This window comes from Streptomyces sp. (assembly GCF_036566765.1).
Taxonomy (GTDB): domain Bacteria; phylum Actinomycetota; class Actinomycetes; order Streptomycetales; family Streptomycetaceae; genus Streptomyces.
This window is the reverse complement of the sequence record NZ_DATCVQ010000201.1, coordinates 1-25,104: the sequence shown is the minus strand read 5'-3', so window position 1 is coordinate 25,104 and position 25,104 is coordinate 1. Positions and strand designations below refer to the sequence as shown.

At 71.3% G+C, this 25,104-nt stretch carries 28 protein-coding genes and 1 pseudogene; 26 read left to right on the top strand and 3 right to left on the bottom strand.

Annotated features, from left to right (window positions below; all coding sequences use genetic code 11):
• Positions 1–423 (bottom strand): annotated as a pseudogene (locus tag VIU94_RS11560) (hypothetical protein); the annotation flags it as partial.
• 430 nt (positions 424–853) lie between these two features.
• On the opposite strand from VIU94_RS11560, the gene VIU94_RS11555 reads away from it, so the two are divergent.
• From VIU94_RS11555 to VIU94_RS11475, 17 genes are all read left to right on the top strand, one after another.
• A complete protein-coding gene (locus VIU94_RS11555) occupies positions 854–1,447 on the top strand; it encodes a hypothetical protein (RefSeq protein WP_331910355.1) in 594 nt (197 codons plus the stop codon).
• A 215-nt stretch (positions 1,448–1,662) separates the two neighbouring features.
• A complete protein-coding gene (gene rpsP / locus VIU94_RS11550; protein WP_331910353.1) occupies positions 1,663–2,103 on the top strand; it encodes a 30S ribosomal protein S16 in 441 nt (146 codons plus the stop codon).
• A gap of 2 nt (positions 2,104–2,105) precedes the next feature.
• The gene (locus VIU94_RS11545; protein WP_003980229.1) at positions 2,106–2,345 is read left to right on the top strand and encodes an RNA-binding protein; all 240 of its coding nucleotides are present in this window, start codon (positions 2,106–2,108) and stop codon (positions 2,343–2,345) included.
• 98 nt (positions 2,346–2,443) lie between these two features.
• Positions 2,444–3,061: a ribosome maturation factor RimM gene (gene rimM / locus VIU94_RS11540; RefSeq protein WP_331910369.1), complete on the top strand. Its 618-nt coding sequence runs from the start codon at positions 2,444–2,446 to the stop codon at positions 3,059–3,061.
• On the top strand, positions 3,058–3,879 hold the full coding sequence (trmD, locus tag VIU94_RS11535) for a tRNA (guanosine(37)-N1)-methyltransferase TrmD (protein ID WP_331910351.1): 822 nt from the start codon (positions 3,058–3,060) through the stop codon (positions 3,877–3,879). Before rimM ends, trmD begins: the two co-directional genes overlap by 4 nt.
• A 132-nt stretch (positions 3,880–4,011) precedes the next feature.
• On the top strand, positions 4,012–4,362 hold the full coding sequence (gene rplS / locus VIU94_RS11530) for a 50S ribosomal protein L19 (RefSeq protein WP_331910349.1): 351 nt from the start codon (positions 4,012–4,014) through the stop codon (positions 4,360–4,362).
• 60 nt (positions 4,363–4,422) lie between these two features.
• On the top strand, positions 4,423–5,187 hold the full coding sequence (lepB, locus tag VIU94_RS11525; RefSeq protein WP_331910347.1) for a signal peptidase I: 765 nt from the start codon (positions 4,423–4,425) through the stop codon (positions 5,185–5,187).
• The gene (gene lepB, locus VIU94_RS11520; RefSeq protein WP_331910345.1) at positions 5,180–6,208 is read left to right on the top strand and encodes a signal peptidase I; all 1,029 of its coding nucleotides are present in this window, start codon (positions 5,180–5,182) and stop codon (positions 6,206–6,208) included. The genes lepB (VIU94_RS11525) and lepB (VIU94_RS11520) overlap by 8 nt, the downstream gene beginning before the upstream one ends.
• Positions 6,159–7,076 (top strand): signal peptidase I, encoded by a 918-nt coding sequence (gene lepB / locus VIU94_RS11515; RefSeq protein ID WP_331910367.1) that lies wholly within the window; start codon positions 6,159–6,161, stop codon positions 7,074–7,076. Before lepB (VIU94_RS11520) ends, lepB (VIU94_RS11515) begins: the two co-directional genes overlap by 50 nt.
• Positions 7,077–7,291: 215 nt before the next feature.
• Positions 7,292–8,053 (top strand): signal peptidase I, encoded by a 762-nt coding sequence (lepB, locus tag VIU94_RS11510; RefSeq protein WP_331910343.1) that lies wholly within the window; start codon positions 7,292–7,294, stop codon positions 8,051–8,053.
• A gap of 5 nt (positions 8,054–8,058) precedes the next feature.
• Positions 8,059–8,553: an NUDIX hydrolase gene (locus VIU94_RS11505; RefSeq protein WP_331910365.1), complete on the top strand. Its 495-nt coding sequence runs from the start codon at positions 8,059–8,061 to the stop codon at positions 8,551–8,553.
• A gap of 55 nt (positions 8,554–8,608) precedes the next feature.
• Positions 8,609–8,917, top strand: coding sequence for a DUF2469 domain-containing protein (locus VIU94_RS11500; RefSeq protein WP_005311352.1), 309 nt, complete (start codon positions 8,609–8,611; stop codon positions 8,915–8,917).
• Between the two features lie 105 nt (positions 8,918–9,022).
• On the top strand, positions 9,023–9,385 hold the full coding sequence (locus VIU94_RS11495; protein WP_331910341.1) for a YraN family protein: 363 nt from the start codon (positions 9,023–9,025) through the stop codon (positions 9,383–9,385).
• On the top strand, positions 9,385–11,013 hold the full coding sequence (locus tag VIU94_RS11490) for a YifB family Mg chelatase-like AAA ATPase (RefSeq protein ID WP_331910363.1): 1,629 nt from the start codon (positions 9,385–9,387) through the stop codon (positions 11,011–11,013). Before VIU94_RS11495 ends, VIU94_RS11490 begins: the two co-directional genes overlap by 1 nt.
• Complete coding sequence (gene dprA, locus VIU94_RS11485) at positions 11,010–12,359, top strand: DNA-processing protein DprA (RefSeq protein ID WP_331910339.1); 1,350 nt, start codon at positions 11,010–11,012, stop codon at positions 12,357–12,359. Before VIU94_RS11490 ends, dprA begins: the two co-directional genes overlap by 4 nt.
• A 218-nt stretch (positions 12,360–12,577) precedes the next feature.
• Positions 12,578–13,411 carry an RNA polymerase sigma factor WhiG gene (gene whiG, locus VIU94_RS11480; protein WP_331910337.1) on the top strand — a complete coding sequence of 278 codons (834 nt, stop codon included), beginning with the start codon at positions 12,578–12,580 and terminating at the stop codon, positions 13,409–13,411.
• 53 nt (positions 13,412–13,464) lie between these two features.
• The gene (locus tag VIU94_RS11475) at positions 13,465–14,031 is read left to right on the top strand and encodes a TetR/AcrR family transcriptional regulator (RefSeq protein ID WP_331910361.1); all 567 of its coding nucleotides are present in this window, start codon (positions 13,465–13,467) and stop codon (positions 14,029–14,031) included.
• A 264-nt stretch (positions 14,032–14,295) separates the two neighbouring features.
• Here the strand turns inward: VIU94_RS11475 and VIU94_RS11470 are convergent, their stop codons facing one another.
• Positions 14,296–14,766, bottom strand: coding sequence for a murein hydrolase activator EnvC family protein (locus VIU94_RS11470; RefSeq protein ID WP_331910335.1), 471 nt, complete (start codon positions 14,764–14,766; stop codon positions 14,296–14,298).
• Between the two features lie 252 nt (positions 14,767–15,018).
• Between VIU94_RS11470 and rpsB the strand changes: the two genes are divergently transcribed.
• The 9 genes from rpsB to VIU94_RS11425 all read left to right on the top strand — a co-directional run bounded on the left by rpsB (position 15,019) and on the right by VIU94_RS11425 (position 24,678).
• The gene (gene rpsB / locus VIU94_RS11465; protein ID WP_331910333.1) at positions 15,019–15,939 is read left to right on the top strand and encodes a 30S ribosomal protein S2; all 921 of its coding nucleotides are present in this window, start codon (positions 15,019–15,021) and stop codon (positions 15,937–15,939) included.
• 102 nt (positions 15,940–16,041) lie between these two features.
• Positions 16,042–16,878 carry a translation elongation factor Ts gene (tsf, locus tag VIU94_RS11460; RefSeq protein WP_331910331.1) on the top strand — a complete coding sequence of 279 codons (837 nt, stop codon included), beginning with the start codon at positions 16,042–16,044 and terminating at the stop codon, positions 16,876–16,878.
• Between the two features lie 158 nt (positions 16,879–17,036).
• Positions 17,037–17,801 carry a UMP kinase gene (gene pyrH / locus VIU94_RS11455; RefSeq protein ID WP_331910329.1) on the top strand — a complete coding sequence of 255 codons (765 nt, stop codon included), beginning with the start codon at positions 17,037–17,039 and terminating at the stop codon, positions 17,799–17,801.
• 89 nt (positions 17,802–17,890) lie between these two features.
• A complete protein-coding gene (gene frr, locus VIU94_RS11450; RefSeq protein ID WP_331910327.1) occupies positions 17,891–18,448 on the top strand; it encodes a ribosome recycling factor in 558 nt (185 codons plus the stop codon).
• Entirely contained in the window at positions 18,448–19,476 is a 1,029-nt protein-coding gene (locus VIU94_RS11445) for a phosphatidate cytidylyltransferase (RefSeq protein WP_331910325.1), read from the top strand. The genes frr and VIU94_RS11445 overlap by 1 nt, the downstream gene beginning before the upstream one ends.
• Before the next feature lie 79 nt (positions 19,477–19,555).
• Entirely contained in the window at positions 19,556–20,662 is a 1,107-nt protein-coding gene (rlmN, locus tag VIU94_RS11440) for a dual-specificity RNA methyltransferase RlmN (protein WP_331910323.1), read from the top strand.
• A 232-nt stretch (positions 20,663–20,894) separates the two neighbouring features.
• A complete protein-coding gene (locus VIU94_RS11435; RefSeq protein WP_414720928.1) occupies positions 20,895–21,998 on the top strand; it encodes a thiamine ABC transporter substrate-binding protein in 1,104 nt (367 codons plus the stop codon).
• A gap of 38 nt (positions 21,999–22,036) precedes the next feature.
• Positions 22,037–23,650 carry an ABC transporter permease gene (locus VIU94_RS11430; protein WP_331910357.1) on the top strand — a complete coding sequence of 538 codons (1,614 nt, stop codon included), beginning with the start codon at positions 22,037–22,039 and terminating at the stop codon, positions 23,648–23,650.
• Positions 23,650–24,678, top strand: coding sequence for an ABC transporter ATP-binding protein (locus VIU94_RS11425; RefSeq protein WP_331910321.1), 1,029 nt, complete (start codon positions 23,650–23,652; stop codon positions 24,676–24,678). Before VIU94_RS11430 ends, VIU94_RS11425 begins: the two co-directional genes overlap by 1 nt.
• Positions 24,679–24,839: 161 nt before the next feature.
• Here VIU94_RS11425 and VIU94_RS11420 read toward each other — a convergent pair.
• The coding region (locus tag VIU94_RS11420; RefSeq protein ID WP_331910319.1) for an SUKH-3 domain-containing protein at positions 24,840–25,104 on the bottom strand (265 nt) is incomplete at its 5' end.

Genomic DNA, 25,104 nt, shown 5'->3' with positions numbered 1-25,104 from the left:
GGCGCAGCGCTCCGGCGGCCCCCAGCCCGCGAGTACGACCGCCGCGCCGCGTACCGCCGAACGGGTGACCGCGTCCGGCGGCGCCCCCGGGGCGCGGGTCCCGCAGCCGGCCGGGTGGAAGGCGGTGACCACGTCGTACGGCCCCGGAGTCGGACGGTCCGCGTCCAGGTCGGCGTCGTACGCGGCCAGCCGCTGGCGGGCGTGCGCGAGGCGCGCCTCGTCCGGGTCCCGGCCGGCCACGCGGGCGCCGCGGGCCGCCGCCATCAGCAGCGCGAGCCCCGAGCCGCAGTCCAGGGCCAGGAGCCGGGTGCGGTCGCCCACGCCGAGGCGCTCGTACACGGCCTCGTAGAGCGGGGCGAGCATCCGTTCCTGGATCTCGACCCAGTCCCGGACGGGGTCGTGCCGGACGAGGGTAGGTGTCATCGAAGGGGCCCCAATCCGCGAAGGTCCATGTCGTCGCCGAACGTGCGTGTCCGAACGTGCGTGTCCCCCGTGCCCGTGCGTGTTTCTGTGTGCGCGATGCGCACACCCCCCGTATGTCAGAGAACTCCCCATCCGTCCCCGCGTCCAGTGGTCGCGCCGCCTTGCATCCGGGCGGGGTCGGTGCTCCACGCCTCCGGCGGAGCCGCTAGGGTCACTCCCGACAGCCGGGCCCCCCGGCGCGCACCCGCCGCCTACGCGCCGGGGCGTACGCGCCACTACGTACCGGCTTGGTGCGAGCTGCGTGGCTTCTCCGCAGATCGGCGCACTGGCCCCTCGTAGGGGCACATCAAGGGCAACTGACGGGTACGTGCAAAATATTTGGGATGCCCCGGAATGGAACCCGGGGGCACTCCGGCTCGTTGTACGCGACGTGAGCACGACACCACCTGTTCTCGCCGCAGAGCTGGCACAGGCGTGGGCCGACATTCAGCGGCACCACCCCGAGCTGCCAGACCTTGCCGCGCCCGAGTCCCTGATCGGAGAGTCGTCGTCCGCCTGCGGCGCCGAGCTCTCCTTCGAACGACTGCTCCACGAGGCAGTCCACGGCATCGCCGCCGCCAGAGGTGTCCGCGACACCTCCCGCGCCGGCCGCTATCACAACCGACGTTTTCTCGCGATCGCCGAGGAGATGGGCCTGGACCATCCCGAGGAGCCGCACGCCAGCAGCGGTTTCTCCCTGGTCACGCTCAACCCCGAGGCGAAGCGGCGCTACCGGCCGACGATCGAGAGACTGCAGCGCGCCCTCAAGGCGCACACGGTCGCGACCGCCGCCGACACCAAGCGCTCCTTCCGCGGGCCCGCTGCGCGGCACGGCTCGTCCGGCGGCGGCGTGCGGGTGAAGGCGGTCTGCGACTGCGGGCGCAATGTGCGCGTGGTCCCGTCCGTCCTCGCCCAGGCGCCGATCATGTGCGGCGGCTGCGGCAAGCCGTTCCGCATCCCGGAGACGGTGGGCGCGGCCAGCTGACCCGAGGCGGGGCCGCCCCCGGGGCAGGGGCGTCCCCCGAGCGCCGGGTCCGGTTCGGCGCGGGGTGCGCGTATGGCACAATGGCTAGCTGTACTCGACAGTCGCATAGGACCCCTCTCTCCTCCGGCTGACGCGTCCATCGGGCACCCGAGTACCGCAACCCCACGTGGCATCTCATGTGCCCAACCACGTCAAGACCAGGAGACACCACTCCCGTGGCAGTCAAGATCAAGCTGAAGCGTCTCGGCAAGATTCGCCAGCCCCACTACCGCATCGTCGTCGCCGACTCCCGTACCCGCCGTGACGGCCGGGCCATCGAGGAGATCGGTCTGTACCACCCGACGTACAACCCGTCGCGCATCGAGGTCGACTCGGAGCGCGCCCAGTACTGGCTGTCCGTCGGCGCCCAGCCGACCGAGCCGGTTCTCGCGATCCTGAAGCTCACCGGCGACTGGCAGAAGCACAAGGGCCTCCCGGCCCCGGCGCCGCTGCTGCAGCCGGCGACGAAGGAGGACAAGCGCGCCTCCTTCGACGTGTTCGCGAAGACCCTCGAGGGTGACGACGCCAAGGGTGAGGCCATCACCCCGAAGGCGAAGAAGGCCGACAAGAAGGCGGACGAGGCCGAGGCCGCGTCCACCGAGTCGACCGAGGCCTGAGCATGCTCGAGGAGGCTCTCGAGCACCTCGTGAAGGGCATCGTCGACAATCCCGACGACGTGCAGGTCGCCTCGCGCACCCTGCGTCGCGGCCGCGTCCTCGAGGTTCGGGTTCACCCCGACGACCTCGGCAAGGTGATCGGCCGCAACGGCCGCACCGCGCGTGCGCTGCGTACCGTCGTGGGCGCCATCGGCGGCCGTGGCATCCGCGTCGACCTCGTCGACGTGGACCAGGTCCGCTGAGCAACGTTGGCTGATTTACCTCAGTAACGCCGGCACGGGCCGGGGAGGGCCTTCGGGTCCGCCCCGGCCCGTCGCCGTACGACAGGAGTGTGGAACTAGTGCAGCTGGTCGTCGCGCGGATCGGGCGCGCCCACGGCATCAAGGGCGAGGTCACCGTCGAGGTGCGCACGGACGAGCCGGAGCTGCGGCTCGGCCCGGGCGCCGTGCTGGCCACCGACCCGGCCTCCGCCGGGCCGCTGACCATCGAGACCGGCCGGGTGCACAGCGGCCGGCTGCTGCTGCGCTTCGAGGGCGTACGGGACCGCACCGGCGCCGAGGCGCTGCGCAACACCCTGCTCATCGCCGAGGTCGACCCCTCCGAGATGCCGGAGGAGGAGGACGAGTACTACGACCACCAGCTCATGGACCTGGACGTGGTGCTCGCCGACGGCACCGAGATCGGCGTGATCACCGAGATCTCGCACCTGCCCTCGCAGGACCTGTTCATCGTCGAGCGGCCGGACGGCACCGAGCTGATGATCCCGTTCGTCGAGAAGATCGTCACGGAGATCGACCTGGAGAACCAGCGGGCCGTCATCGACCCGCCGCCCGGTCTGATCGACGACCGCGCGGAGATCGTGTCCTCCAGGGACGAGGAGACGGCGTCCGGCGAGGACGACGAAGCGGCTTCCGACAAGGCTTCCGACAAGGCTTCCGCCGGGGACGACGACGCATGAGGCTCGACGTCGTCACGATCTTCCCCGAGTACCTGGAGCCGCTGAACGTCTCCCTGGTCGGCAAGGCCCGCGCCCGCGGACAGCTCGACGTACACGTCCACGACCTGCGGAACTGGACCTACGACCGACACAACACGGTCGACGACACCCCGTACGGCGGCGGCCCCGGCATGGTCATGAAGACCGAGCCCTGGGGCGAGGCGCTGGACCAGACCCTTGCCGACGGCTACGAGGCCGGCGCCCGCGGGCCCGTCATGGTCGTCCCCACCCCCAGCGGCCGGCCGTTCACCCAGGAACTCGCCGTCGAGCTCTCCGAGCGCCCGTGGCTGATCTTCACCCCCGCCCGGTACGAGGGCATCGACCGCCGGGTCATGGACGAGTACGCCACCCGCATGCCGGTGTACGAGGTCTCCATCGGCGACTACGTGCTGGCCGGCGGCGAGGCCGCCGTCCTGGTCGTCACCGAGGCCGTTGCCCGGCTGCTGCCCGGTGTCCTCGGCAACGCCGAGTCCCACCGCGACGACTCCTTTGCGCCGGGTGCCATGGCAAACCTGCTGGAGGGGCCCGTCTACACCAAGCCGCCCGAGTGGCGCGGCCGCGTCATCCCGGACGTACTGGTCAGCGGGCACCACGGGAAGATCGCCCGCTGGCGGCGGGACGAGGCCTTCCGGCGCACGGTCCTCAACCGGCCCGACCTGATCGAGCGCTGCGACCCCGCCGCCTTCGACAAGAAGGACCGCGAGCTGCTCTCGATCCTGGGCTGGGCCCCCGAGCCCGGCGGCCGATTTTGGCGCAGGCCCCCGGCCGTGGAAGAATAGGCGGCTGCTGTACGCCCGCATCGCGCCCCTGCCACAGGGGGACCGTCGCGGAGGGGCGGAACGGCACCCGAATTCTCACCGAACTCCCGCTCGGCGACCTGTGGCGTCGTGCGAAGAAAGCAGACGAAGAACATGTCCAACCTGCTCGACAGCGTGACCGCCGGCGCCCTGCGCTCGGACCTCCCGGCCTTCCGCCCGGGTGACACCGTCAACGTGCACGTCCGCGTCATCGAGGGCAACCGCTCCCGTATCCAGCAGTTCAAGGGCGTCGTCATCCGCCGCCAGGGCTCGGGCGTCTCCGAGTCCTTCACGGTCCGCAAGGTCTCGTTCTCCGTCGGCGTCGAGCGCACCTTCCCGGTGCACAGCCCGATCTTCGAGAAGATCGAGCTCGTCTCCCGCGGTGACGTCCGTCGCGCCAAGCTCTACTACCTGCGTGAGCTGCGCGGCAAGGCTGCCAAGATCAAGGAGAAGCGCGACAACTGAGCCACCGGCTCACCGTCGCGCGTTCGGGTCCACAGGTCGGCCGGATAGGCTCTGGCCTCGATGGACACCGAAGCACAGCACACGGAGCGCGACCGCTCCTCCACGACGGAGGAGCGGTCGCGCTCCGCGCGCATATCCGGGGGCAGCCGCCTCTCCTGGCGCGGGGCGGGCCTGCTCGGCGCCGCCTGCACGGTCTTCGTGCTGCTCCTGAGCCACTTCGTGCTGCAGCCCTTCCTGATCCCCAGCGGCTCCATGGAGCCCACACTCCAGGTCGGCGACCGGGTCCTGGTGAACAAGCTGGCGTACCGTTTCGGCGACGAACCGCGCCGCGGCGACGTACTTGTCTTCGACGGCGCCGACTCCTTCGTACCGGAGCCGGCCGAGGGGAACCCGGTGGCCGGGCTGCTGCACGGCGCGGCCGCGGCACTGGGCCTCGCGGAGCCGGACGAGACCCACTTCGTGAAGCGCGTAGTGGGGGTGGGCGGCGACCGTGTCGTCTGCTGCGACAAGGAGGGTCGGATCCGGGTGAACGGCACACAGATCGAGGAGCGGTACGTGTTTCTCGGCGACGCCCCCTCCAAGGCGCCCTTCGACGTCGTCGTCCCGCAGGGCACCCTGTGGGTCATGGGCGACCACCGCAGCAGGTCCAGCGACTCGCGTGACCGCCTCGGCTCCCCGGGCGGCGGCATGGTGCCGGTCGAGAAGGTGATCGGCCGCGCGGACTGGATCGGCTGGCCCTTCGCCCGCTGGTCCGAGGTCGCCGGGACCGACGCCTTCGCCCGTGTGCCGGCGCCGGTCCACTCCGGGGCGGGCGGTCATGGGTAACCGGGGGCGGCGCGCCGCCGGGCACAGCGCGGACACCCCCCTGCCCACCGGCTCGCGGCCCACGGACGGCGAACGGCCGATGCCCGGCCGCGCGGAGCGGCGCAGGCTCGCTCAGCGGGTCAAGCGGCGGCGGCAGCGCTCGGCTGCCAAGGAGGTCCCGCTGCTCATCACGGTGGCGGTGCTCATAGCCCTGGTCCTGAAGACCTTCCTGGTGCAGGCCTTCGTCATCCCGTCCGGCTCCATGGAGCAGACGATCAAGATCCAGGACCGGGTGCTCGTCGACAAGCTGACGCCCTGGTTCGGCGGCAAGCCGCAGCGCGGGGACGTCGTGGTCTTCAAGGACCCCGGCGGCTGGCTCCCGCAGGAGGCCGCGCCGTCCGGCGAGGACCCGGTGGGCGTCAAGCAGGTCAAGCAGTTCTTCACCTTCATCGGACTGCTGCCCTCCGCCGACGAGCAGGACCTGATCAAGCGGGTCGTCGCGGTCGGCGGGGACACGGTGAAGTGCTGCGACAAGGACGGCCGGATCACCGTCAACGGCGTCCCGCTGAACGAGCCGTACCTGCACCCGGGCAACGAGCCCTCGAAGATCAAGTTCGAGGTGAAGGTGCCGGAGGGCCGGATCTTCGTCATGGGCGACCACCGCTCCGACTCGGCCGACTCCCGTTTCCACCTCGACGATCCGGGGCAGGGGACCGTCTCCGAGGAGCAGGTCGTCGGGCGGGCGTTCTCCATCGTCTGGCCGGTGTCGCACTGGGCGACCCTGGAGCAGCGCGAGACCTTCGCCGCCGTTCCGGACGCGCGGGAGGGATCTACGTCCGCGCTCGGTGTGTCGCATAGTGTGTCCTCGCGGAATCTGAACGGATTGCCTTGGCTCCCGACCCCTGCGGAACTCCCGCTCGTTATGGGAGTGGTGGGCCTGTCCCTGTTCTGGGGCAGGCGATTGCACGGAGTGAGGAGTGGATGTGGGGGATTTGGCCGTCGGGGCACGATCCGGACACGACGAGCCCGAGAAGAGGCCTGAGCAGCTCGGCGAGTCGCCCGCGGCCATGACCGACGACGGAACGGGGTCCGCCGACGGCGAGCCGGCCGCCGGCGACGGCGCGGGGCGCGACGAGAGCGACGACGACCGTCCGGGCGGGAGGCCGCCGCGCTCCTTCTGGAAGGAGCTGCCCCTGCTGATCGGCATCGCGCTGGTCCTCGCGCTGCTGATCAAGACCTTCCTGGTGCAGGCCTTCTCGATTCCGTCGGAATCGATGATGGACACGCTCAAGCGCGGTGACCGGGTGCTCGTCGACAAGCTCACCCCGTGGTTCGGCTCCGAGCCGGAGCGCGGCGAGGTCGTCGTCTTCCACGACCCGGGCGGCTGGCTGGAGGGCGAGCCCACCCCCGACCCGAACGCGCTGCAGCAGTTCCTGAGCTTCATCGGCCTGATGCCGTCCGCCGAGGAGAAGGACCTGATCAAGCGGGTCATCGCGGTCGGCGGGGACACCGTGTCGTGCAAGGAGGGCGGCAAGGTCGTCCTCAACGGCAAGCCGCTGGACGAGAGCGCGTACATCAAGCCTGGCTCGACGCCCTGCGGCGACAAGCCGTTCGGCCCGCTCACCGTCCCCAAGGACCGTATCTGGGTGATGGGCGACAACCGGCAGAACTCGATGGACTCGCGCTGGCACCAGGAGCTGCCCGGCGGCGGCACGGTCTCCAACGAGGACGTGGTCGGCCGCGCGATCGTCGTCGCCTGGCCGGTCACCCGCTGGGCCACGCTGCCCATCCCGGACGTCTTCGACCAGCCCGGTGTGAACAAGGCCCTGGCCGTCGCTCCGGGCGCGGCCGGCCTGGCGGGAGCGGTCCCGCTGGTGCTGTGGCGCCGCAAGAAGTCGGCCGAGGCCTGAGCCCCGGCAGCCGCTGGTTTGCTGACCCCGTACCGTCGCGGTACGGGGTCAGCCCTTTCTCACCGTCTCTCGCTTTCCCACTCGCCCTTTCCCACTCGCCCTTTCCCGCTCGCCCTTTCTCGCGCGCATACCGCCGAGTAAGGTGCCGAACTCAGACGTCAGACACGTCAGACACGTCAGATGCGACGGACCATCGGATCGGATGCGGGGCAGCGGTGAGCGAATCGGTACGGACCCAGGGCGGCGGCGCGGGCCGCGTCGGCAGTGTGCTGTCCGGGCTTGCGGTGGCTCTCGGCTGCGTGCTCTTCCTCGGCGGATTCGTCTGGGGGGCCGTGCTGTACCAGCCGTACACCGTGCCCACCGACTCCATGTCGCCGACGGTCGAGGTCGGCGACCGGGTGCTCGCACAGCGCATCGACGGCAGCGAGGTCCGGCGCGGTGACGTCGTGGTGTTCCAAGAAGCCCTGTGGGGCGACATGCCCATGGTCAAGCGGGTGGTCGGCGTCGGCGGCGACAAGGTCGCCTGCTGCGGGGCGGACGGCCGGCTGACGGTCAACGGGACCCCGATCGACGAGCCCTATCTGGGGTCGAAGGACGCGACCATGGGGCAGGACTTCAGTGTGACCGTGCCCGACGGCAAGCTCTTCCTGCTCGGCGACGAGCGGCGCAACTCGATGGACTCCCGCGTCCATCTCCAGGAGGCCGGACAGGGATCGGTGCCGCGCTCGGCCGTGACCGGTCGGGTCGACGCGATCGCCTGGCCGATGGACGGCGTCCTGGAGCGGCCGAGCGGCTTCGCCGGCCTGCCCGGCGGGATCTCCGAGCCGGGGCCGGTGCGGCTCGTGGTCGCGGCGATCGTGGCCGGTGCCGCGATGATCCTGATCGGGGCCGCGTACGGGCCGCTGGCGCGGCTGGCGGGCAGGCGCGGTGGCGGGAGCGGCCGGTCGGGACGCGACAAGGAGGCGGTGGCGGCGTGACAGAGATGCCGGAGGGGGCGGAGCTGCGGCAGGTGGCCCGGGTGATTCTGCTCGACCCGGACGACCGCGTCCTGCTCATGCACGGCTTCGAGCCCGAGGACCCGGAGCAGACCTGGTGGTTCACGCCCGGCGGTGGCGTGGAGGGTGAGGAGACCCGGGAGCAGGCGGCGCTGCGGGAGCTGGCCGAGGAGACCGGCATCACCGAGGTCGACCTCGGGCCGGTGCTCTGGGAGCGGACCTGCTCCTTCCCGTTCGACGGACGGCGCTGGTACCAGGACGAGTGGTACTACCTGGCGCGAACCCGCCAGACCGCGGTCTCGCCCGGCGGGCTCACCGAGCTGGAGGAGCGCAGTGTCGCGGGGCTGAGATGGTGGACCTCCGCCGAACTGTCGGCGGCGCGTGAGACGGTGTACCCGACAAAGCTCGCCGAGCTGCTGCGCACGCTGCTCGACGAGGGACCCCCGAGTGCGCCGGTCGTTCTCGCCCCGGAAATCGCCTAGGGGCGGCTGAGGCTGGCGCACAATAGGGGGACGCACGGCTGAAGGGGAACATGCCATGAGCGCCGAGGACCTCGAGAAGTACGAGACCGAGATGGAGCTGAAGCTCTACCGGGAGTACCGCGACGTCGTCGGGCTGTTCAAATATGTGATCGAGACCGAGCGGCGCTTCTACCTCACCAACGACTACGAGATGCAGGTGCACTCGGTCCAGGGCGAGGTGTTCTTCGAGGTCTCCATGGCAGACGCGTGGGTCTGGGACATGTATCGACCGGCCCGGTTCGTCAAGCAGGTGCGGGTGCTCACGTTCAAGGACGTGAACATCGAGGAGCTCAACAAGAGCGACCTGGAGCTTCCGGGCAGCTGAAACCACCCGGGGGACTGAGTCGGTTGTCCACAACCGGCCCGCCGTCCACAGCCCCGCACGCGGAGCGTCACGGAGTGTCACCGTCGGTACCGGAGGTGGTACCGAATGAACGCGACGCAAGCCCTGGGACGGTACGGAGAGGAGCTGGCCGCCCGCCGGCTCACCGGGACCGGAATGAACGTCCTCGCCCGGAACTGGCGCTGTGGCCGGACCGGAGAGATCGACATCTTGGCCCTGGACGGTGACACGCTCGTCGTCATCGAGGTCAAGACCCGCAGGTCGGGCGCGTACGAGCACCCCATGGCCGCGGTCACCGCGCGCAAGGCCGACCGGCTCAAACGGCTCGCCGACTGCTGGCTGCACCGGCACGGCGGAGCGCCGCCGGGCGGCGTCCGCATCGACCTGATCGGCGTCGTCCTGCCGCGCCGCGGCGCCGCGCACGTCACCCACGCCAAGGGGGTGGCGTGATGGGATTCGCCCGCACCTGCTCCGTCGCCCTGGTCGGCGTCGAGGGCGTCGTCGTCGAGGTCCAGGCCGACCTCGAAGCCGGAGTGGCCGCCTTCACCCTCGTCGGACTGCCCGACAAGAGCCTCAGCGAGAGCCGCGACCGGGTCCGCGCGGCCATCGCCAACTCCGACGCGGAATGGCCGCAGAAGAAGCTCACCGTCGGCCTGAGCCCGGCGTCCGTGCCCAAGAGCGGCAGCGGATTCGACCTGGCCGTTGCGGCGGCGGTCCTCGGCGCGGCCGAGCGCATCGACCCGCGGGCCATCGCGGACCTCGTCCTCATCGGCGAGCTCGGCCTCGACGGCCGGGTGAGGCCGGTGCGCGGCGTGCTGCCCGCCGTGCTCGCCGCCGCCGAAGCCGGCTACGAGCAGGTCGTCGTCCCCGAACAGACCGCGGGCGAGGCCGCGCTCGTCCCCGGCGTCTCCGTTCTGGGCGTGCGCAGCCTGCGCCAGCTCATCGCGGTCCTCTCCGACGAACCCGTCCCCGACGAGGAGCCCGCGCAGGACGGCCGGCCCGACGCGATGCTCGCGGGACTCCTCGTCCCGGGCGCCGGAGTCGGCACGGGCCTGTCCCCGGACCTTGTGGACGGGCCCGACCTCGCGGACGTCGCCGGGCAGCACGTCGCCCGCACCGCGATCGAGGTGGCCGCCGCCGGCGGCCACCACCTGCTGCTCTCCGGACCGCCCGGCGCGGGCAAGACCATGCTCGCCGAACGGCTCCCCACGGTGCTGCCGCCGCTCACCCGGCAGGAATCCCTCGAAGTCACCGCCGTGCACTCCGTCGCCGGGATCCTGCCGCCCGGCGAGCCCCTGGTCCGCCGCGCGCCGTACTGCGCCCCGCACCACTCGGCGACCATGCAGTCCCTCGTCGGCGGCGGCAACGGACTGCCGCGGCCCGGCGCGGTCTCGCTCGCTCATCGCGGAGTGCTCTTTCTCGACGAGGCGCCGGAGTTCTCCGGGAAGGCGCTGGACGCGCTGCGGCAGCCGCTGGAGTCCGGGCACGTGGTCGTCGCCCGCGCCGCCGGAGTCGTACGCCTGCCAGCGCGGTTCCTGATGATCCTCGCCGCCAACCCCTGCCCCTGCGGCCGGCACACGCTGCACGGCACGGGCTGCGAATGCCCGTCCTCCCTCATCCGCCGCTACCAGGCCCGGCTCTCCGGGCCCCTCCTCGACCGGGTGGACCTACGGGTCGAGGTCGAACCCGTCACCCGGTCCGACCTCCTCGGCCAGGGCGGGCGCGGCGAGACCAGCGCCGTCGTCGCCGCCCGGGTGCGCGAGGCGCGCGAGCGCGCCGCCGCCCGGCTCGACGGCACGCCCTGGCGCGTCAACAGCGAGATCCCCGGCCACGAACTGCGCACCCGCTTCCTCAGTGCGCCCGGCGCCCTCGCCGCGGCCGAACGGGACGTCGATCGCGGCCTGCTCACCGCCCGCGGCCTCGACCGCGTCCTCCGCGTCGCCTGGACGATCGCCGACCTCGCCGGTCATGACCGCCCCGACGCGCAGGACCTCGCCCTGGCCCTCGAACTCCGCACGGGCATCGCCCGAGGGGCGACGCCGGTGCCGGTCGGGGCGGGGACGGGGGAGTGGGGATGAGCGGGCAGGACGAAGGGCGTGCAGAGGGGCGGGCCGCGGAAGGCGGCCGGCCCGCCGAGGAGCGGTACGCGGGCGAACCGGCCTTTGACGAGGGGGCGGTCGGCGGGCGACCTGCGGGCGGTGCAGGGGTCTGCGGCGAGGGGGCGGCCGGCGGGCCGCCCGCCCTCGCTCGGCCGGGTGAGGACGAGCGGCTTGCTCGGGCTCTGCTGAGTCGGGTCGTCGAGCCCGGGGACGAGCAGGCGGGAGGCTGGTTGCGGCGGTATGGGGCGGTCGGGTTTCTCGAACGGCTGCGGGCCGGTGCTGACGGCGCCTTGGACGACTCGTTCCACGGGACCGGGGGGAAGCGGGTCCAGGGGTGGCGGCATCGGGCCGGGCAGGCCGTGGCCGAGGCCACGCCCCGGCGGGACCTCGACGTCGTCGCCGCGCTCGGCGGGCGGTTCGTCGTGCCCGGCGACGCCGAGTGGCCGGGTCAGCTCGACGACCTCGGAGACGGCCGCCCCGTCGGGCTCTGGGTGCGCGGTCCGGCCGATCTGCGGGCCTGGGCGCTGCGGTCCGTCGCCGTCGTCGGGGCCCGCGCCTGCACCCCGTACGGCGCGCACACCGCGACCGCCCTGGCCTCCGGCCTCGCCGAGCGCGGCTGGGTGGTCGTCTCCGGGGCCGCGTTCGGCATCGACGGCGCCGCGCACCGCGGCGCCCTCGCCGTACACGGCGCGACCGTCGCCGTGCTCGCCTGCGGCGTCGACACCGCCTATCCCCGCGGCCACGCCGGGCTGATCGGCCGTATCGCCGAGCAGGGCCTGGTCCTCGGGGAACTGCCGCCCGGCAGTCACCCCACGCCCGCCCGGTTCATCCTCCGCAATCGCGTCATCGCGGCGCTCACCCGCGGCACCGTCGTGGTCGAGGCCGAGTACCGCAGCGGATCGCTCGTCACCGCCCGCGCCGCCCAGCGCCTCGGCCGGCACACCATGGGCGTCCCCGGACCCGTCACCTCGGGGCTCTCAGCCGGCGTCCACGAGCTCCTGCGCGGACCGGGCACGCTCGTCACCGACACCGACGAGGTGATCGAACTCGTCGGCGCCATCGGCGAGTTGGCACCCGCCCGCCGCGGCCCCGTCCTCCCCAGAGACCTCCTCGGCCCCGACTGCAGCAGAGTCCTCGAAGCACTGCCCGCCCACGGCGCCACCTCCGCGCAGGAGATCTCCCGGCGCGGCGGCACGCCCCCCGACGAGACCGTCGCGCGCCTGTACGAGCTGCACTCACTGGGGTTCGTCGAACGCGTGAATGGCAATTGGAGATTGACGAACGCGCGCAGAACCGAGTCGAACAAGCGGCGAGGCGGTCCTTGACCTGGAGCATTCGGGTGAAAAGGTGAGGCAGATGAGCAACCGAGTTCTCTCGGCCGTACCCGAGGGGCCGACGCGCGCCACGGCCCGGGTTCGAAGACATGGCCGAGCCCGGCCACCCGCACAGGCGCGATCCGCTGACGTTCGCGTACTGCGACAGTCCAGTCACGCTACGCTCGCAAGGATCCCCACCCAGACGGCAGAACGGCACAAGGCAACGCATGCCCCAGCACACCTCCGGGTCTGACCGCGCCGCGGTGCCCCCAGCAGCCCGGGGCGCCGTGCGACCGCCCGCACCGTCATCGCTCGACGAGCTCTGGCGCTCGTACAAGGACACCGGCGACGAGCGCCTGCGCGAGCAGCTGATCCTGCACTACTCGCCGCTGGTGAAGTACGTCGCGGGCCGGGTCAGCGTGGGGCTGCCCTCCAATGTGGAGCAGGCCGACTTCGTCTCCTCCGGGGTCTTCGGGCTCATCGACGCGATCGAGAAGTTCGACGTCGAGCGGTCGATCAAGTTCGAGACGTACGCGATCACCCGCATCCGAGGCGCGATGATCGACGAACTCCGGGCCCTGGACTGGATCCCGCGCTCCGTGCGGCAGAAGGCGCGCAACGTGGAACGTGCGTACGCCACGCTGGAGGCACAGCTGCGCCGCACGCCCTCCGAGGGCGAGGTCGCCGCCGAGCTGGGCATCGCCGTGGAGGAACTGCACGCGGTTTTCAGCCAGTTGTCGCTGGCGAACGTGGTCGCGCTGGAGGAGCTGCTGCATGTGGGCGGCGAGGGCGACCGGCTGTCACTGATGGACACCCTGGAGGACACCGCGGCGGACAACCCCGTCGAGGTCGCCGAGGATCGCGAGCTGCGACGCCTGCTCGCCCGGGCCATCAACACGCTCCCGGAGCGCGAGAAGACGGTCGTCACGCTCTATTACTACGAGGGCCTCACCCTCGCCGAGATCGGCCATGTCCTCGGCGTCACCGAGAGCCGGGTCAGCCAGATCCACACCAAGTCGGTCCTGCAGCTGCGGGCCAAGCTGGCCGATGTAGGACGCTGACGGCGCGGAGCCGGTCGTACAGTGGAGCCGTGCCCAGGATTCGAGCGGCCTCCGTGGCCGAGCACCGGACGATGCAGCGCGGCGCCCTGCTGGACGCCGCGCGTTCCCTGCTGTCCGAGGGCGGTACGGAGGCGCTGACCTTCCCCGCCCTCGCCGAGCGCACGGGCCTGGCCCGCTCGTCCGTGTACGAGTACTTCCGCTCGCGCGCCGCGGTCGTCGAGGAGCTGTGCGCCGTCGACTTCCCCGTGTGGGCCGCCGAGGTCGAGGCGGCGATGGCCGCCGCGGACACCCCCGCGGGCAAGGTCGAGGCGTACGTCCGCAAGCAGCTCGACCTCGTCGGAGACCGACGCCACCGAGCCGTCGTCGCGATCTCGGCCGGCGAACTGGACGACGGAGCCCGCGAGAAGATCCGCGCGGCGCACGGCGGCCTCGTCGCCATGATCGTCGAAGCCCTCGCCGACCTGGGCCAGCCCGAACCCCGCCTCTCCGCCATGCTCCTCCAGGGCGTAGTGGACGCCGCAGTCCGCCGCATCGAACTCGGCGCAGCCGAGGACCCGAGCCGAATCGCGGAGACCGCCGTCACCATGGCCCTGAACGGCGTCCGCCCCGCCGACGGGTAACGCTCGCGCCGGCTTGCCGGAGCCCGCGCCGACTCGACCGGTCGAAGAGCCGCGCCGCTCGCTTGCTGCGTGCGGGTGCCCAGCAGTCGAGAACCCGGGCCGACGGGCAGTCCACGGGGTCGCCGCCCGGCTCCGTCCGTACCCCGGCCGACCTCCGCGACGCGCGCAGGGTGCGCACCGCGGACCGGCCGGTCCCGAGCCTGGCGTGGGGATCGCGGCCGCCTCCCCTCCCCGCCCCCTCCCCACCCCCCCGGATTCAGGTGGTCATCGCACCTCGATCACCGGCAGCAGCCGCGACGGCGGGCGGTGGATCAGGGGCAAAGGGTTCAGGTAGACGTCGCCCCTGAGCAGGCCCCAGTGGAGGCAGGACTCCGGACAGTGCGCCGGAGCGGCGGACACCCGTGCCACCACCTCGCCCGCCGCCACCTTCGTGCCGCGCTCCACCGTCGGGTCCACCGGGGTGTACGTCGTGCGCAGGGGTGGGTCGCCAGTGGAGGGGAGGGTGATGGTGAGGGTGCCGCGGCCGGCCACCTCGCCCGCGAAGGTGACCGACCCCGCCGCCGACGCGCGGACCGGGGCGCCCGGTGGGGCTGCCAGGTCGACGCCGCGGTGGCCGGGGGCGTAGGGGGACGGCGGGGGCGCCCAGGGGCGGACCACCTCGGGGCGGGGCGGGCCCAGTGGCCAGATGAAGGCTGCCGGGAGGGCCAGGGTCAGGAGCAGGGCGGTTGCGTTCATGGGCGACAGCGTCCCGCGGCTGTCCGATCCGCGCGGATGATGGACGATATCTGTGGACTACCGGCCGGTTGTGGACAGCGCCGTCACCCGGCACGTCCGGGGTCCCGTACACTTCCTATGGCGACCCGGGTCACCGGGTCGACTTCGCACGCCCCGCCACCACCCTCAAAAGTCGTGGCAGCGCCTTTCGGTCCCTCGTGGCACGGCGCGCCTGGGCGTCAGGACACAACCGAGAAACTCAAGGAGATGGCCATGGCCGTCGTCACGATGCGGGAGCTGCTGGAGAGCGGCGTCCACTTCGGTCACCAGACCCGTCGCTGGAACCCGAAGATGAAGCGCTTCATCTTCACCGAGCGCAACGGCATCTACATCATCGACCTGCTCCAGTCGCTGTCGTACATCGACCGCGCCTACGAGTTCGTCAAGGAGACCGTCGCGCACGGCGGCTCCATCATGTTCGTGGGTACGAAGAAGCAGGCCCAGGAGGCCATCGCCGAGCAGGCCACGCGCGTGGGCATGCCCTACGTCAACCAGCGCTGGCTCGGCGGCATGCTGACCAACTTCTCCACCGTCTACAAGCGCCTTCAGCGTCTGAAGGAGCTTGAGGCCATCGACTTCGAGGACGTCGCCGCCTCGGGTCTCACCAAGAAGGAGCTCCTGGTCCTCTCGCGCGAGAAGGCCAAGCTGGAGAAGACCCTCGGTGGTATCCGCGAGATGCAGAAGGTGCCGAGCGCCGTCTGGATCGTCGACACCAAGAAGGAGCACATCGCCGTCGGTGAGGCGCGCAAGCTCCACATCCCGGTCGTCGCGATCCTCGACACCAACTGTGACCCCGACGAGGTCGACTACAAGATCCCGGGCAACGACGACGCGATCCGCTCCGTCACCCTGCTCACCCGCGTGATCGCCGACGCCGTCGCCGAGGGCCTCATCGCCCGCTCCGGCGCCGCGACCGGCGACTCGAAGCCGGGCGAGAAGGCCGCTGGCGAGCCGCTCGCCGAGTGGGAGCGCGACCTCCTCGAGGGCGAGAAGAAGGCCGACGAGGCCGAGAAGCCGGCCGAGGCCGCTGCCGAGGCTCCGGCCGCGGAGGCCGCCGAGACCGCTGAGACCGCTGAGGTCGTCGAGGCTGCTGAGACCACGGAGGCCCCGGCCGCCGACGCCGAGCAGGCCTGACCTTCACACTTCGGTTGCTGACGGCGGGGGCTCACAAGGCCCCCGCCGTCCACCCGTAGATCTTCGTAGATCTTTCAGACTTCGAGAGAGAAATACAGACTCATGGCGAACTACACCGCCGCTGACGTCAAGAAGCTCCGCGAGCTCACCGGCGCCGGCATGATGGACTGCAAGAAGGCGCTCGACGAGGCCGACGGCAGCGTCGACAAGGCCGTCGAGGCACTGCGCATCAAGGGCCAGAAGGGCGTCGCCAAGCGTGAGGGCCGCTCCGCCGAGAACGGCGCCGTGGTCTCCCTCATCGCCGACGACAACGCCTCCGGCGTCATCCTCGAGCTGAAGTGCGAGACGGACTTCGTCGCCAAGGGCGAGAAGTTCCAGGCCGTCGCCAACGCGCTCGCCGCGCACGCCGCCGCCACCTCCCCGGCCGACATCGAGGCGCTGCTCGCCTCCGAGATCGAGCCCGGCAAGACCGTCCAGGCGTACGTCGACGAGGCCAACGCCAACCTCGGCGAGAAGATCGTCCTGGACCGCTTCGCGCAGTACACCGGCGCGTACGTCACCGCCTACATGCACCGCACCATGCCCGACCTGCCGCCGCAGATCGGTGTCCTGGTCGAGCTGGACAAGCCGAACGCCGAGGTCGCCAAGGGCGTCGCGCAGCACATCGCCGCCTTCGCGCCGAAGTACCTCTCCCGTGAGGACGTCCCGGCCGAGGTCGTCGAGTCCGAGCGTCGCGTCGCCGAGGAGACCACCCGCGCCGAGGGCAAGCCCGAGGCCGCGCTCCCGAAGATCGTCGAGGGTCGCGTCAACGGCTTCTTCAAGGAGGCCACCCTCCTCGGCCAGCCGTACGCGCTCGACAACAAGAAGTCCGTCCAGCAGATCCTGGACGAGGCCGGTGTCGCCCTGAAGCGCTTCGCGCGCATCAAGGTCGGCATCTGAGCCGGTACCTGATCGACACGGGAGCCCGCTAGGGTTTCCACAGCAGTCGCCGGCCGCCCAGGCGCCGACGACGGCAGATCTGACGAGGAGGCCATTGCCGTAGGGACACACATACCCACCGGCAATGGCCTTCTTCGTATGTGCACGAGGAGATCTCCATGAACCACGGCGCCGCAAAGGGCGACGACCACCACGGCAACAAGGCCGGCCGCTTCATGCTGAAGCTGTCCGGCGAGGCATTCTCCGGAGGCACCGGCCTCGGCGTCGACCCCGACGTCGTGCACGCCATCGCTCGCGAGATCGCCGCCGTCGTCCGCGACGGCGCGGAGATCGCGATCGTCATCGGCGGCGGCAACTTCTTCCGGGGCGCCGAGCTCCAGGTCCGCGGCATGGACCGGGCCCGCTCCGACTACATGGGCATGCTCGGCACGGTCATGAACTGCCTCGCTCTCCAGGACTTCTTGGAGAAGGAGGGCATCGACTCCCGCGTCCAGACCGCCATCACCATGGGCCAGGTCGCGGAGCCGTACATCCCGCTGCGCGCCGTGCGCCACCTGGAGAAGGGCCGCGTCGTCATCTTCGGCGCGGGCATGGGCATGCCCTACTTCTCCACCGACACCACCGCGGCCCAGCGCGCCCTGGAGATCGACGCCGAGGCGCTTCTCATGGGCAAGAACGGCGTCGACGGCGTGTACGACTCCGACCCGAAGACCAACCCGGACGCGGTGAAGTTCGACGCGCTGGAGTACGGCGAGGTGCTCGCCCGGGACCTGAAGGTCGCGGACGCCACCGCCATCACGCTCTGCCGCGACAACAACCTCCCGATCCTCGTCTTCGAGCTTCTCGCGGCGGGCAATATCGCCCGCGCGGTGAAGGGTGAGAAGATCGGCACTCTCGTGAGCGACCAGGGCACCCGGGCCTGAAACCGGTAACCGCCCCGCGAGGGGATGGACAGAGCCCTGCCGGTCGTACACCGTGCAGGACAAGACGCTACGACACGCAGGAGCAAGTGGTGATCGAAGAGACCCTCCTCGAGGCCGAGGAGAAGATGGAGAAGGCCGTCGTGGTCGCCAAGGAGGACTTCGCCGCGATCCGCACCGGCCGTGCGCACCCGGCGATGTTCAACAAGATCGTGGCGGACTACTACGGTGCCATCACGCCCATCAACCAGCTGGCGTCCTTCTCGGTGCCCGAGCCGCGCATGGCCGTGGTGACCCCGTTCGACAAGAGCGCGCTGCGCAACATCGAGCAGGCGATCCGCGACTCCGACCTCGGCGTCAACCCGAGCAACGACGGCAACATCATCCGTGTGGTGTTCCCGGAGCTCACCGAGGAGCGCCGCCGCGAGTACATCAAGGTCGCCAAGACCAAGGGCGAGGACGCCAAGATCTCGATCCGCTCCGTGCGCCGCAAGGCCAAGGAGGCCATCGACAAGCTCGTCAAGGACGGCGAGGTCGGCGAGGACGACGGCCGTCGCGGCGAGAAGGAGCTCGACGACACCACCGCGAAGTACGTCGCGCAGGTGGACGAGCTGCTCAAGCACAAGGAAGCCGAGCTGCTCGAGGTCTGATGAACGACTCTTCCTGGGGAGCCCCGGCCCCCGCCGGCTACTGGGGACCCGACCAGGGGCCCGCCCCGGCGGGTCCCGGGGGGCCGCTTCCGGCGGGTCCCGCTTACGATCAGCATCAGGCGCAGCAGACTGCGCCCATGCCCATCGTGCCCGATGTTCCGGCCGCCGGAGACCAGGAGCCCATGCCCACGCCGCCCCAGCCCCCGCAGAAGAAGAGCGCGGGACGTGACCTGGGTGCGGCGATAGGGGTAGGCGTCGGACTGGGCGCTGTCATCATCGCCTCCCTGTTCATCTGGAAGGCCGCGTTCGTCGGGGTGATAGCGCTCGCCGTCGTGGTCGGCCTGTGGGAGCTCACCTCCCGGCTGCAGGAGCGCAAGGGCATCAAGGCGCCGCTCGTTCCGCTCGCGGTCGGCGGCGCGGCGATGGTCGTCGCCGGGTACGTCCGCGGAGCGGAGGGCGCCTGGGTGGCCATGGCGCTCACCGCGCTCGCGGTGCTGGTGTGGCGGATGACGGAACCGCCCGAGGGTTATCTGAGGGACGTCACGGCGGGCGTCTTCGCGGCGTTCTACGTGCCGTTCCTGGCGACGTTCGTGGCGCTGATGCTCACCGCGGACGACGGGCCGGAGCGGGTGCTGACGTTCCTGCTGCTGACCGTGGTCAGCGACACCGGCGCGTACGCGATCGGCTGGCGCTTCGGCAAGCACAAGCTGGCCCCGCGGATCAGCCCCGGCAAGACCCGTGAGGGCCTGGTCGGCGCCGTGACGTTCGCGATGGCGGCGGGCGCGCTCTGCATGGAGTTCCTGATCGAAGACGGGACGTGGTGGCAGGGTCTGCTGCTCGGCCTGGCGGTGGCGGCGAGCGCGACGCTCGGCGACCTCGGCGAGTCGATGATCAAGCGTGACCTCGGCATCAAGGACATGGGCACGCTGCTCCCGGGCCACGGCGGCATCATGGATCGCCTCGACTCCCTGCTGCCGACGGCGCCGGTGGTGTGGCTGTTGCTCGTGCTGTTCGTCGGCACCGGCTGACCTGCGCTTTCGTCACGAAGGGCTCGTCGTCCACAGGGCGGCGGGCCCTTCGTCGTATCTCTGCGACACTGGTAGGACCATGCCCAAGCCCGGAGAACTCACTTTCGTCGCGCCGCGCGGAGCCAAGCAGCCGCCGCGGCATCTTGCCGACCTCACGCCTGCTGAGCGCAAGGAGGCCGTCGCCGCGATCGGCGAGAAGCCGTTCCGCGCCAAGCAGCTGTCCACGCACTACTTCGCGCGGTACGCGCACGACCCGGCCGAGTGGACCGACATCCCCGCCGGCTCCCGCGAGAAGCTGCAGGGGGAGCTGCTGCCCGATCTGATGTCCGTCGTCCGGCACATCTCGTGCGACGAGGACACCACCCGCAAGACCCTGTGGAAGCTGCACGACGGCACGCTCGTCGAGTCGGTGCTCATGCGGTACCCGGACCGGGTCACCATGTGCATCTCCTCGCAGGCCGGCTGTGGGATGAACTGTCCGTTCTGCGCCACCGGGCAGGCCGGGCTCGACCGGAACCTGTCGACCGCCGAGATCGTGCACCAGATCGTCGACGGCATGCGCGCGCTGCGCGACGGCGAGGTGCCCGGCGGGCCGGCGCGGCTCAGCAACATCGTCTTCATGGGCATGGGCGAGCCGCTCGCCAACTACAAGCGGGTCGTCGGCGCGATCCGGCGGCTGACCGACCCGGAGCCGGACGGCCTGGGCCTGTCGCAGCGCGGGATCACCGTGTCCACCGTCGGTCTCGTCCCGGCGATGCTGCGGTTCGCCGACGAGGGCTTCAAGTGCCGGCTCGCCGTCTCGCTGCACGCGCCCGACGACGAGCTGCGCGACACCCTCGTGCCGGTGAACACCCGCTGGAAGGTCCGCGAGGTCCTCGACGCGGCCTGGGAGTACGCGGAGAAGTCCGGCCGCCGGATCTCCATCGAGTACGCCCTGATCCGGGACATCAACGACCAGGCCTGGCGGGGCGACCTGCTCGGCCGGCTGCTCAAGGGCAAGCGGGTGCACGTCAACCTGATCCCGCTCAACCCGACGCCCGGCTCCAAGTGGACCGCGTCCCGTCCCGAGGACGAGAAGGCGTTCGTCGAGGCGATCGCCCGGCACGGCGTGCCGGTGACCGTCAGGGACACCCGAGGTCAGGAGATCGACGGCGCCTGTGGACAGCTGGCCGCCGCCGAACGCTGACCTTGTACCCTGAGCTCGAACACATCTGCATATTCCGACAGGGGAGCGCCACAGCGCTGAGAGTGCGGTGTCCGTCAGACCGCAGACCCTCTGAACCTTGCCCAGGTCATTCTGGGTAGGAAGTTCGGTCGTTACTCGAGCTGTTGCGCCCTGCCCGCAGCCCGGTGGACCTCGTGTCCGCCGGTCGCGGGCAGGGCCGCGTCTCTTCCTGGTCATACCCAGGAGGAAACCAGTGAGCACCACCAAGGTGAGCACCAAGAAGGCCGCCGCCGCCGCACTCGTCGCGGCGCTCGGCGTCACTGCGCTGGCCGCGTGCGGCAGCGAGAAGAAGGACGAGGCGGGCGACACCCGGGCGCCGAAGACGGTGACCCTCGTCAGTCACGACTCCTTCAACGCCTCCAAGGGCGTGCTGGCGGAGTTCACCCGGAAGACGGGTTTCACCGTCAAGGTCCTCAAGAGCGGCGACGCGGGCGAGGCCGTCAACAAGGAGATCCTCACCAAGGGCTCCCCGCAGGGCGACGTCTTCTTCGGCATCGACAACACCCTGCTCTCCCGCGGCCTCGACAACGGCCTGTTCGAGCCGTACGAGGCCAAGGGCCTGGACCGGATCCCGGCCGAGCTGCAGCTCGACGTGGACAAGCACCGGGTCACCCCGATCGACACCGGCGACATCTGCGTCAACTACGACAAGAAGTACTTCGCCGACAAGAAGCTGGCCCCGCCGCAGACCTTCGACGACCTGGCGAAGCCCGCGTACAAGAACCTGCTCGTGGTGGAGAACCCCGAGCGTTCCTCCCCGGGCCTCGGCTTCCTGCTCGGCACCGCCGCCCAGTACGGCGACGAGGGCTGGCAGGCGTACTGGAAGAAGCTGAAGGACAACGGCGTCAAGACCGTCGACAGCTGGGAGCTCGCCTACAACCAGGAGTTCTCCGGCTCCGCGGGCGGCAAGAAGGCCAAGGGCGACCGGCCGCTGGTCGTGTCGTACGCCTCCAGCCCGCCGGTCGAGGTGCTGTACTCCCAGCCGCAGCCGAAGGAGGCCCCCACCGGCGTCTCCACCGGCACCTGCTTCCGGCAGATCGAGTTCGCGGGCCTGCTGAAGGGGGCGAAGAACCCCGAGGGCGGCAAGGCACTGATCGACTTCCTGATCTCGAAGCAGTTCCAGGACGACATGCCGCTGCAGATGTTCGTCAACCCGGTGGCCAAGGACGCGACGCTGCCGGAGCTGTTCACGAAGCACGGCGAGGTGATCGCGAAGCCGCAGACCATGGCGCCGGAGAAGATCACCGAGAAGCGTGAGCAGTGGATCCAGACGTGGTCGTCGCTCGTCCTGAAGTAGTCCCCGACCGCAGGGGAAGCGCGGCGCGGCTCGGCCTGATGGTCGTGCCCGTCGCCTTCTTCGCGCTCTTCTTCGCCTGGCCCGTCGCCTCGATCGTCGAGCGCGGGCTGCGGGTCGACGGGGCGTGGCGGTTCGGCCGGTTCGGCGAGACGCTGAGCCGGCCGGAGATCCTCGACGTCCTCTGGTTCACGCTCTGGCAGGCGCTCGCCTCCACCGGGCTGACCCTGCTGATCGCGCTGCCCGGCGCGTACGTCTTCGCGCGCTTCGAGTTTCCCGGCAAAGGGCTGCTGCGCGCCGTCGTCACCGTGCCCTTCGTGATGCCGACGGTCATGGTCGGTACGGCCTTCCTGGCGCTGGTCGGGCGCGGCGGGCTGCTCGACGAGATGTGGGGCGTGCGGCTCGACACGACTGTCTGGGCGATCCTGATCGCCCATGTGTTCTTCAACTACGCCGTCGTCGTACGGACCGTCGGCGGCCTGTGGGCGCTGCTCGACCCGCGCCAGGAGGAGGCGGCCCGGGTCCTCGGGGCCTCCCGCTGGAAAGCCTGGCGGACGGTGACCCTGCCGGCGCTCGCCCCGTCCATCGCGGCGGCCGCGCTGATGGTGTTCCTGTTCACCGCGAGCTCCTTCGCCATCGTCCAGATCCTCGGCGGATCCACGTACTCCACCCTGGAGACGGAGATCTACCGGCAGACGGTCGTCCGCTTCGACCTGACGACGGCGGCCGTCCTCACGATGGTGCAGTTCGTCGCCGTCGGCGTGGTCCTGGCCGTGCACGCCCGGACCGTCCGCCGGCGCGAGACGGCGCTGAAGCTGGTCGCGCCCGGGGGGACCGCGCGCCGGCCCCGGGGCGGCGGCCAGTGGACGCTGTTCGCGGGCGTCCTGCTCTCCGTCGCCCTGTTGATCGTGCTGCCGCTCGGCGTCCTCGTCGAGCGGTCCTTCGCAACCTCCGACGGATACGGGCTCGACTACTACCGGGCCCTGCAGTCCACGGACCCCTCCGGCACCTTCCTCGTGCCGCTGCTCGACACGATCGGCAACTCCCTGCGGTACGCGGTCGTCGCCACGGCCATCGCGCTGCTGATCGGCGGGCTCGCGGCCGCCGCGCTCACCAGGAGGGCCGGGCGGCTGGTGCGCGGCTTCGACGCGCTGCTGATGCTGCCGCTCGGCGTCTCCGCGGTCACCGTCGGCTTCGGGTTCCTGATCACGCTCGACGAGCCGCCGCTGGACCTGCGGGCCTCGTGGATCCTGGTGCCGCTGGCGCAGGCGCTGGTCGGCGTGCCGTTCGTGGTGCGGACGATGCTGCCGGTGCTGCGGGCGGTCGACGCCCGGCTGCGGGAGGCGGCCGCGGTGCTCGGGGCGTCGCCGCTGCGGGCCTGGCGGGAGGTGGACCTGCCGATGGTGTGGCGGGCGCTGCTGATCGCCGCCGGGTTCGCGTTCGCCGTGTCGCTGGGCGAGTTCGGGGCGACGGTGTTCATCGCCCGGCCCGACAGCCCGACGCTGCCGGTGGCCGTCGCCCGGCTGCTCGGCCGGCCGGGCGAGCTCAACTACGGGCAGGCGATGGCCCTGTCGACGATTCTGATGGTGGTGTGCGCGGCAGCCCTGCTGCTGCTCGAACGGCTGCGCACCGAGCGGACCTCCGGGGAGTTCTGATGCTGACGCTGGACGGTGCGACCGTACGGTTCGGGGCGCGCGCCGCGCTCGACGCGGTGGACCTGCAGGTCGCCGAGCACGAGATCGTGTGCGTGCTCGGGCCGAGCGGCAGCGGAAAGTCCACGCTGCTGCGGGCCGTCGCGGGGCTGCAGGCGCTGGACGGCGGCCGGGTGCTGCTCGGCGGCGCGGACCAGCACGGCGTGCCGGTGCACCGGCGCGGCGTCGGGCTGATGTTCCAGGACCATCAGCTGTTCCCGCAGCGGGACGTGGCCGGGAACGTCGCGTTCGGCCTGCGGATGCACGGCGCGGGGCGGGCCGAACAGGCGGAACGAGTACGGGAGTTGCTGGAGCTCGTCGGGCTGCCGGGGGCCGAGCGGCGGTCCGTCGCCGAGCTGTCCGGCGGGGAGCAGCAGCGGGTCGCGCTGGCCCGGGCGCTCGCGCCGCGGCCGCGGCTGCTGATGCTCGACGAGCCGCTGGGGCAGCTCGACCGGGGGCTGCGGGAGCGGCTCGTCGTCGAACTGCGGCAGTTGTTCGGCCGGTTGGGCACGACGGTGCTGGCCGTCACGCACGACCAGGGCGAGGCGTTCGCGCTCGCCGACCGGGTCGTCGTCATGCGGGACGGGCGGATCGCGCAGACCGGGACGCCGCTGGAGCTGTGGCAGGGACCCGCGTCGGAGTTCGTCGCCCGCTTCCTCGGCTTCGACAACGTGGTGGCGGCGACGATCGCCGGCGAGGCCGCGGACACGCCCTGGGGCAAGATCCCCGTCCCGCCCGGCTCCCCCGAGGGCCCGTCCCGTCTGCTCGTCCGCCCCACCGGCGTCCGCCTCGTCCCCGCCGACGAGGGCCTGCCCTGCACGGTCGAGGCCCGCACCTTCCGCGGCCACCACGTCGCCGTCCTCCTCCGCCCCACCGACGCCGGCCCCCCGCTGGAGGCGGAGGTCGCCCTGCGGGACGCCCCGGAGCCGGGCGCGGAGGTGGGCGTGGCCTTCGCGGCCCAGGAGGTCGTCGTGCTGGGGGACACCCCCTAGGGCCTGTCCGGCGGATCATGGCCGGGGCCGCGGCGTCTGGTGCGGCGCCTCGCCGCGTTGCCGAAACGCCCCAATAGCTCCGCTATCGAGGCGCTCCGACGCCTTGCGATGCACCGCACCAGACGCCGCGACCTATCCGACCCTGATCCGCCGGACAGGCCCTAGCCCTCCGTGGCCAGTCGCGTCGGCTGGGCACCCGTGATCAGGGTCGACAGCGCCGTGTCGATGTCGTGGCCGAGGAACCAGTCGCCGGTGTGGTCGAGGCCGTAGACGCGGCCCTCGGCATCGATCGCCAGGACGGCCCGGTGGTCGCCCTCCTCGCCGAGCGGGGCGATCTCCGTGTCCAGGGCGCGGCCGAGGTCGCCGAGGGTGCGGGCCATGTGGAGCCCGGCCAGCGGGTCGAGCAGTACCGCGGCGGGCGCGATC

Coding starts and splice junctions, on each gene's coding strand:
- dprA (WP_331910339.1), top strand. CDS start 11,010: ATGAGCGGGCAGGACGAAGGGCGTGCAGAGGGGCGGGCCGCGGAAGGC.
- whiG (WP_331910337.1), top strand. CDS start 12,578: ATGCCCCAGCACACCTCCGGGTCTGACCGCGCCGCGGTGCCCCCAGCA.
- VIU94_RS11545 (WP_003980229.1), top strand. CDS start 2,106: ATGCTCGAGGAGGCTCTCGAGCACCTCGTGAAGGGCATCGTCGACAAT.
- lepB (WP_331910345.1), top strand. CDS start 5,180: ATGGGTAACCGGGGGCGGCGCGCCGCCGGGCACAGCGCGGACACCCCC.
- VIU94_RS11430 (WP_331910357.1), top strand. CDS start 22,037: ATGGTCGTGCCCGTCGCCTTCTTCGCGCTCTTCTTCGCCTGGCCCGTC.
- VIU94_RS11445 (WP_331910325.1), top strand. CDS start 18,448: ATGAACGACTCTTCCTGGGGAGCCCCGGCCCCCGCCGGCTACTGGGGA.
- lepB (WP_331910347.1), top strand. CDS start 4,423: ATGGACACCGAAGCACAGCACACGGAGCGCGACCGCTCCTCCACGACG.
- pyrH (WP_331910329.1), top strand. CDS start 17,037: ATGAACCACGGCGCCGCAAAGGGCGACGACCACCACGGCAACAAGGCC.
- tsf (WP_331910331.1), top strand. CDS start 16,042: ATGGCGAACTACACCGCCGCTGACGTCAAGAAGCTCCGCGAGCTCACC.
- VIU94_RS11505 (WP_331910365.1), top strand. CDS start 8,059: ATGCCGGAGGGGGCGGAGCTGCGGCAGGTGGCCCGGGTGATTCTGCTC.
- rlmN (WP_331910323.1), top strand. CDS start 19,556: ATGCCCAAGCCCGGAGAACTCACTTTCGTCGCGCCGCGCGGAGCCAAG.
- trmD (WP_331910351.1), top strand. CDS start 3,058: ATGAGGCTCGACGTCGTCACGATCTTCCCCGAGTACCTGGAGCCGCTG.
- VIU94_RS11495 (WP_331910341.1), top strand. CDS start 9,023: ATGAACGCGACGCAAGCCCTGGGACGGTACGGAGAGGAGCTGGCCGCC.
- VIU94_RS11490 (WP_331910363.1), top strand. CDS start 9,385: ATGGGATTCGCCCGCACCTGCTCCGTCGCCCTGGTCGGCGTCGAGGGC.
- rpsB (WP_331910333.1), top strand. CDS start 15,019: ATGGCCGTCGTCACGATGCGGGAGCTGCTGGAGAGCGGCGTCCACTTC.
- VIU94_RS11500 (WP_005311352.1), top strand. CDS start 8,609: ATGAGCGCCGAGGACCTCGAGAAGTACGAGACCGAGATGGAGCTGAAG.
- rplS (WP_331910349.1), top strand. CDS start 4,012: ATGTCCAACCTGCTCGACAGCGTGACCGCCGGCGCCCTGCGCTCGGAC.
- VIU94_RS11470 (WP_331910335.1), bottom strand. CDS start 14,766: ATGAACGCAACCGCCCTGCTCCTGACCCTGGCCCTCCCGGCAGCCTTC.
- VIU94_RS11425 (WP_331910321.1), top strand. CDS start 23,650: ATGCTGACGCTGGACGGTGCGACCGTACGGTTCGGGGCGCGCGCCGCG.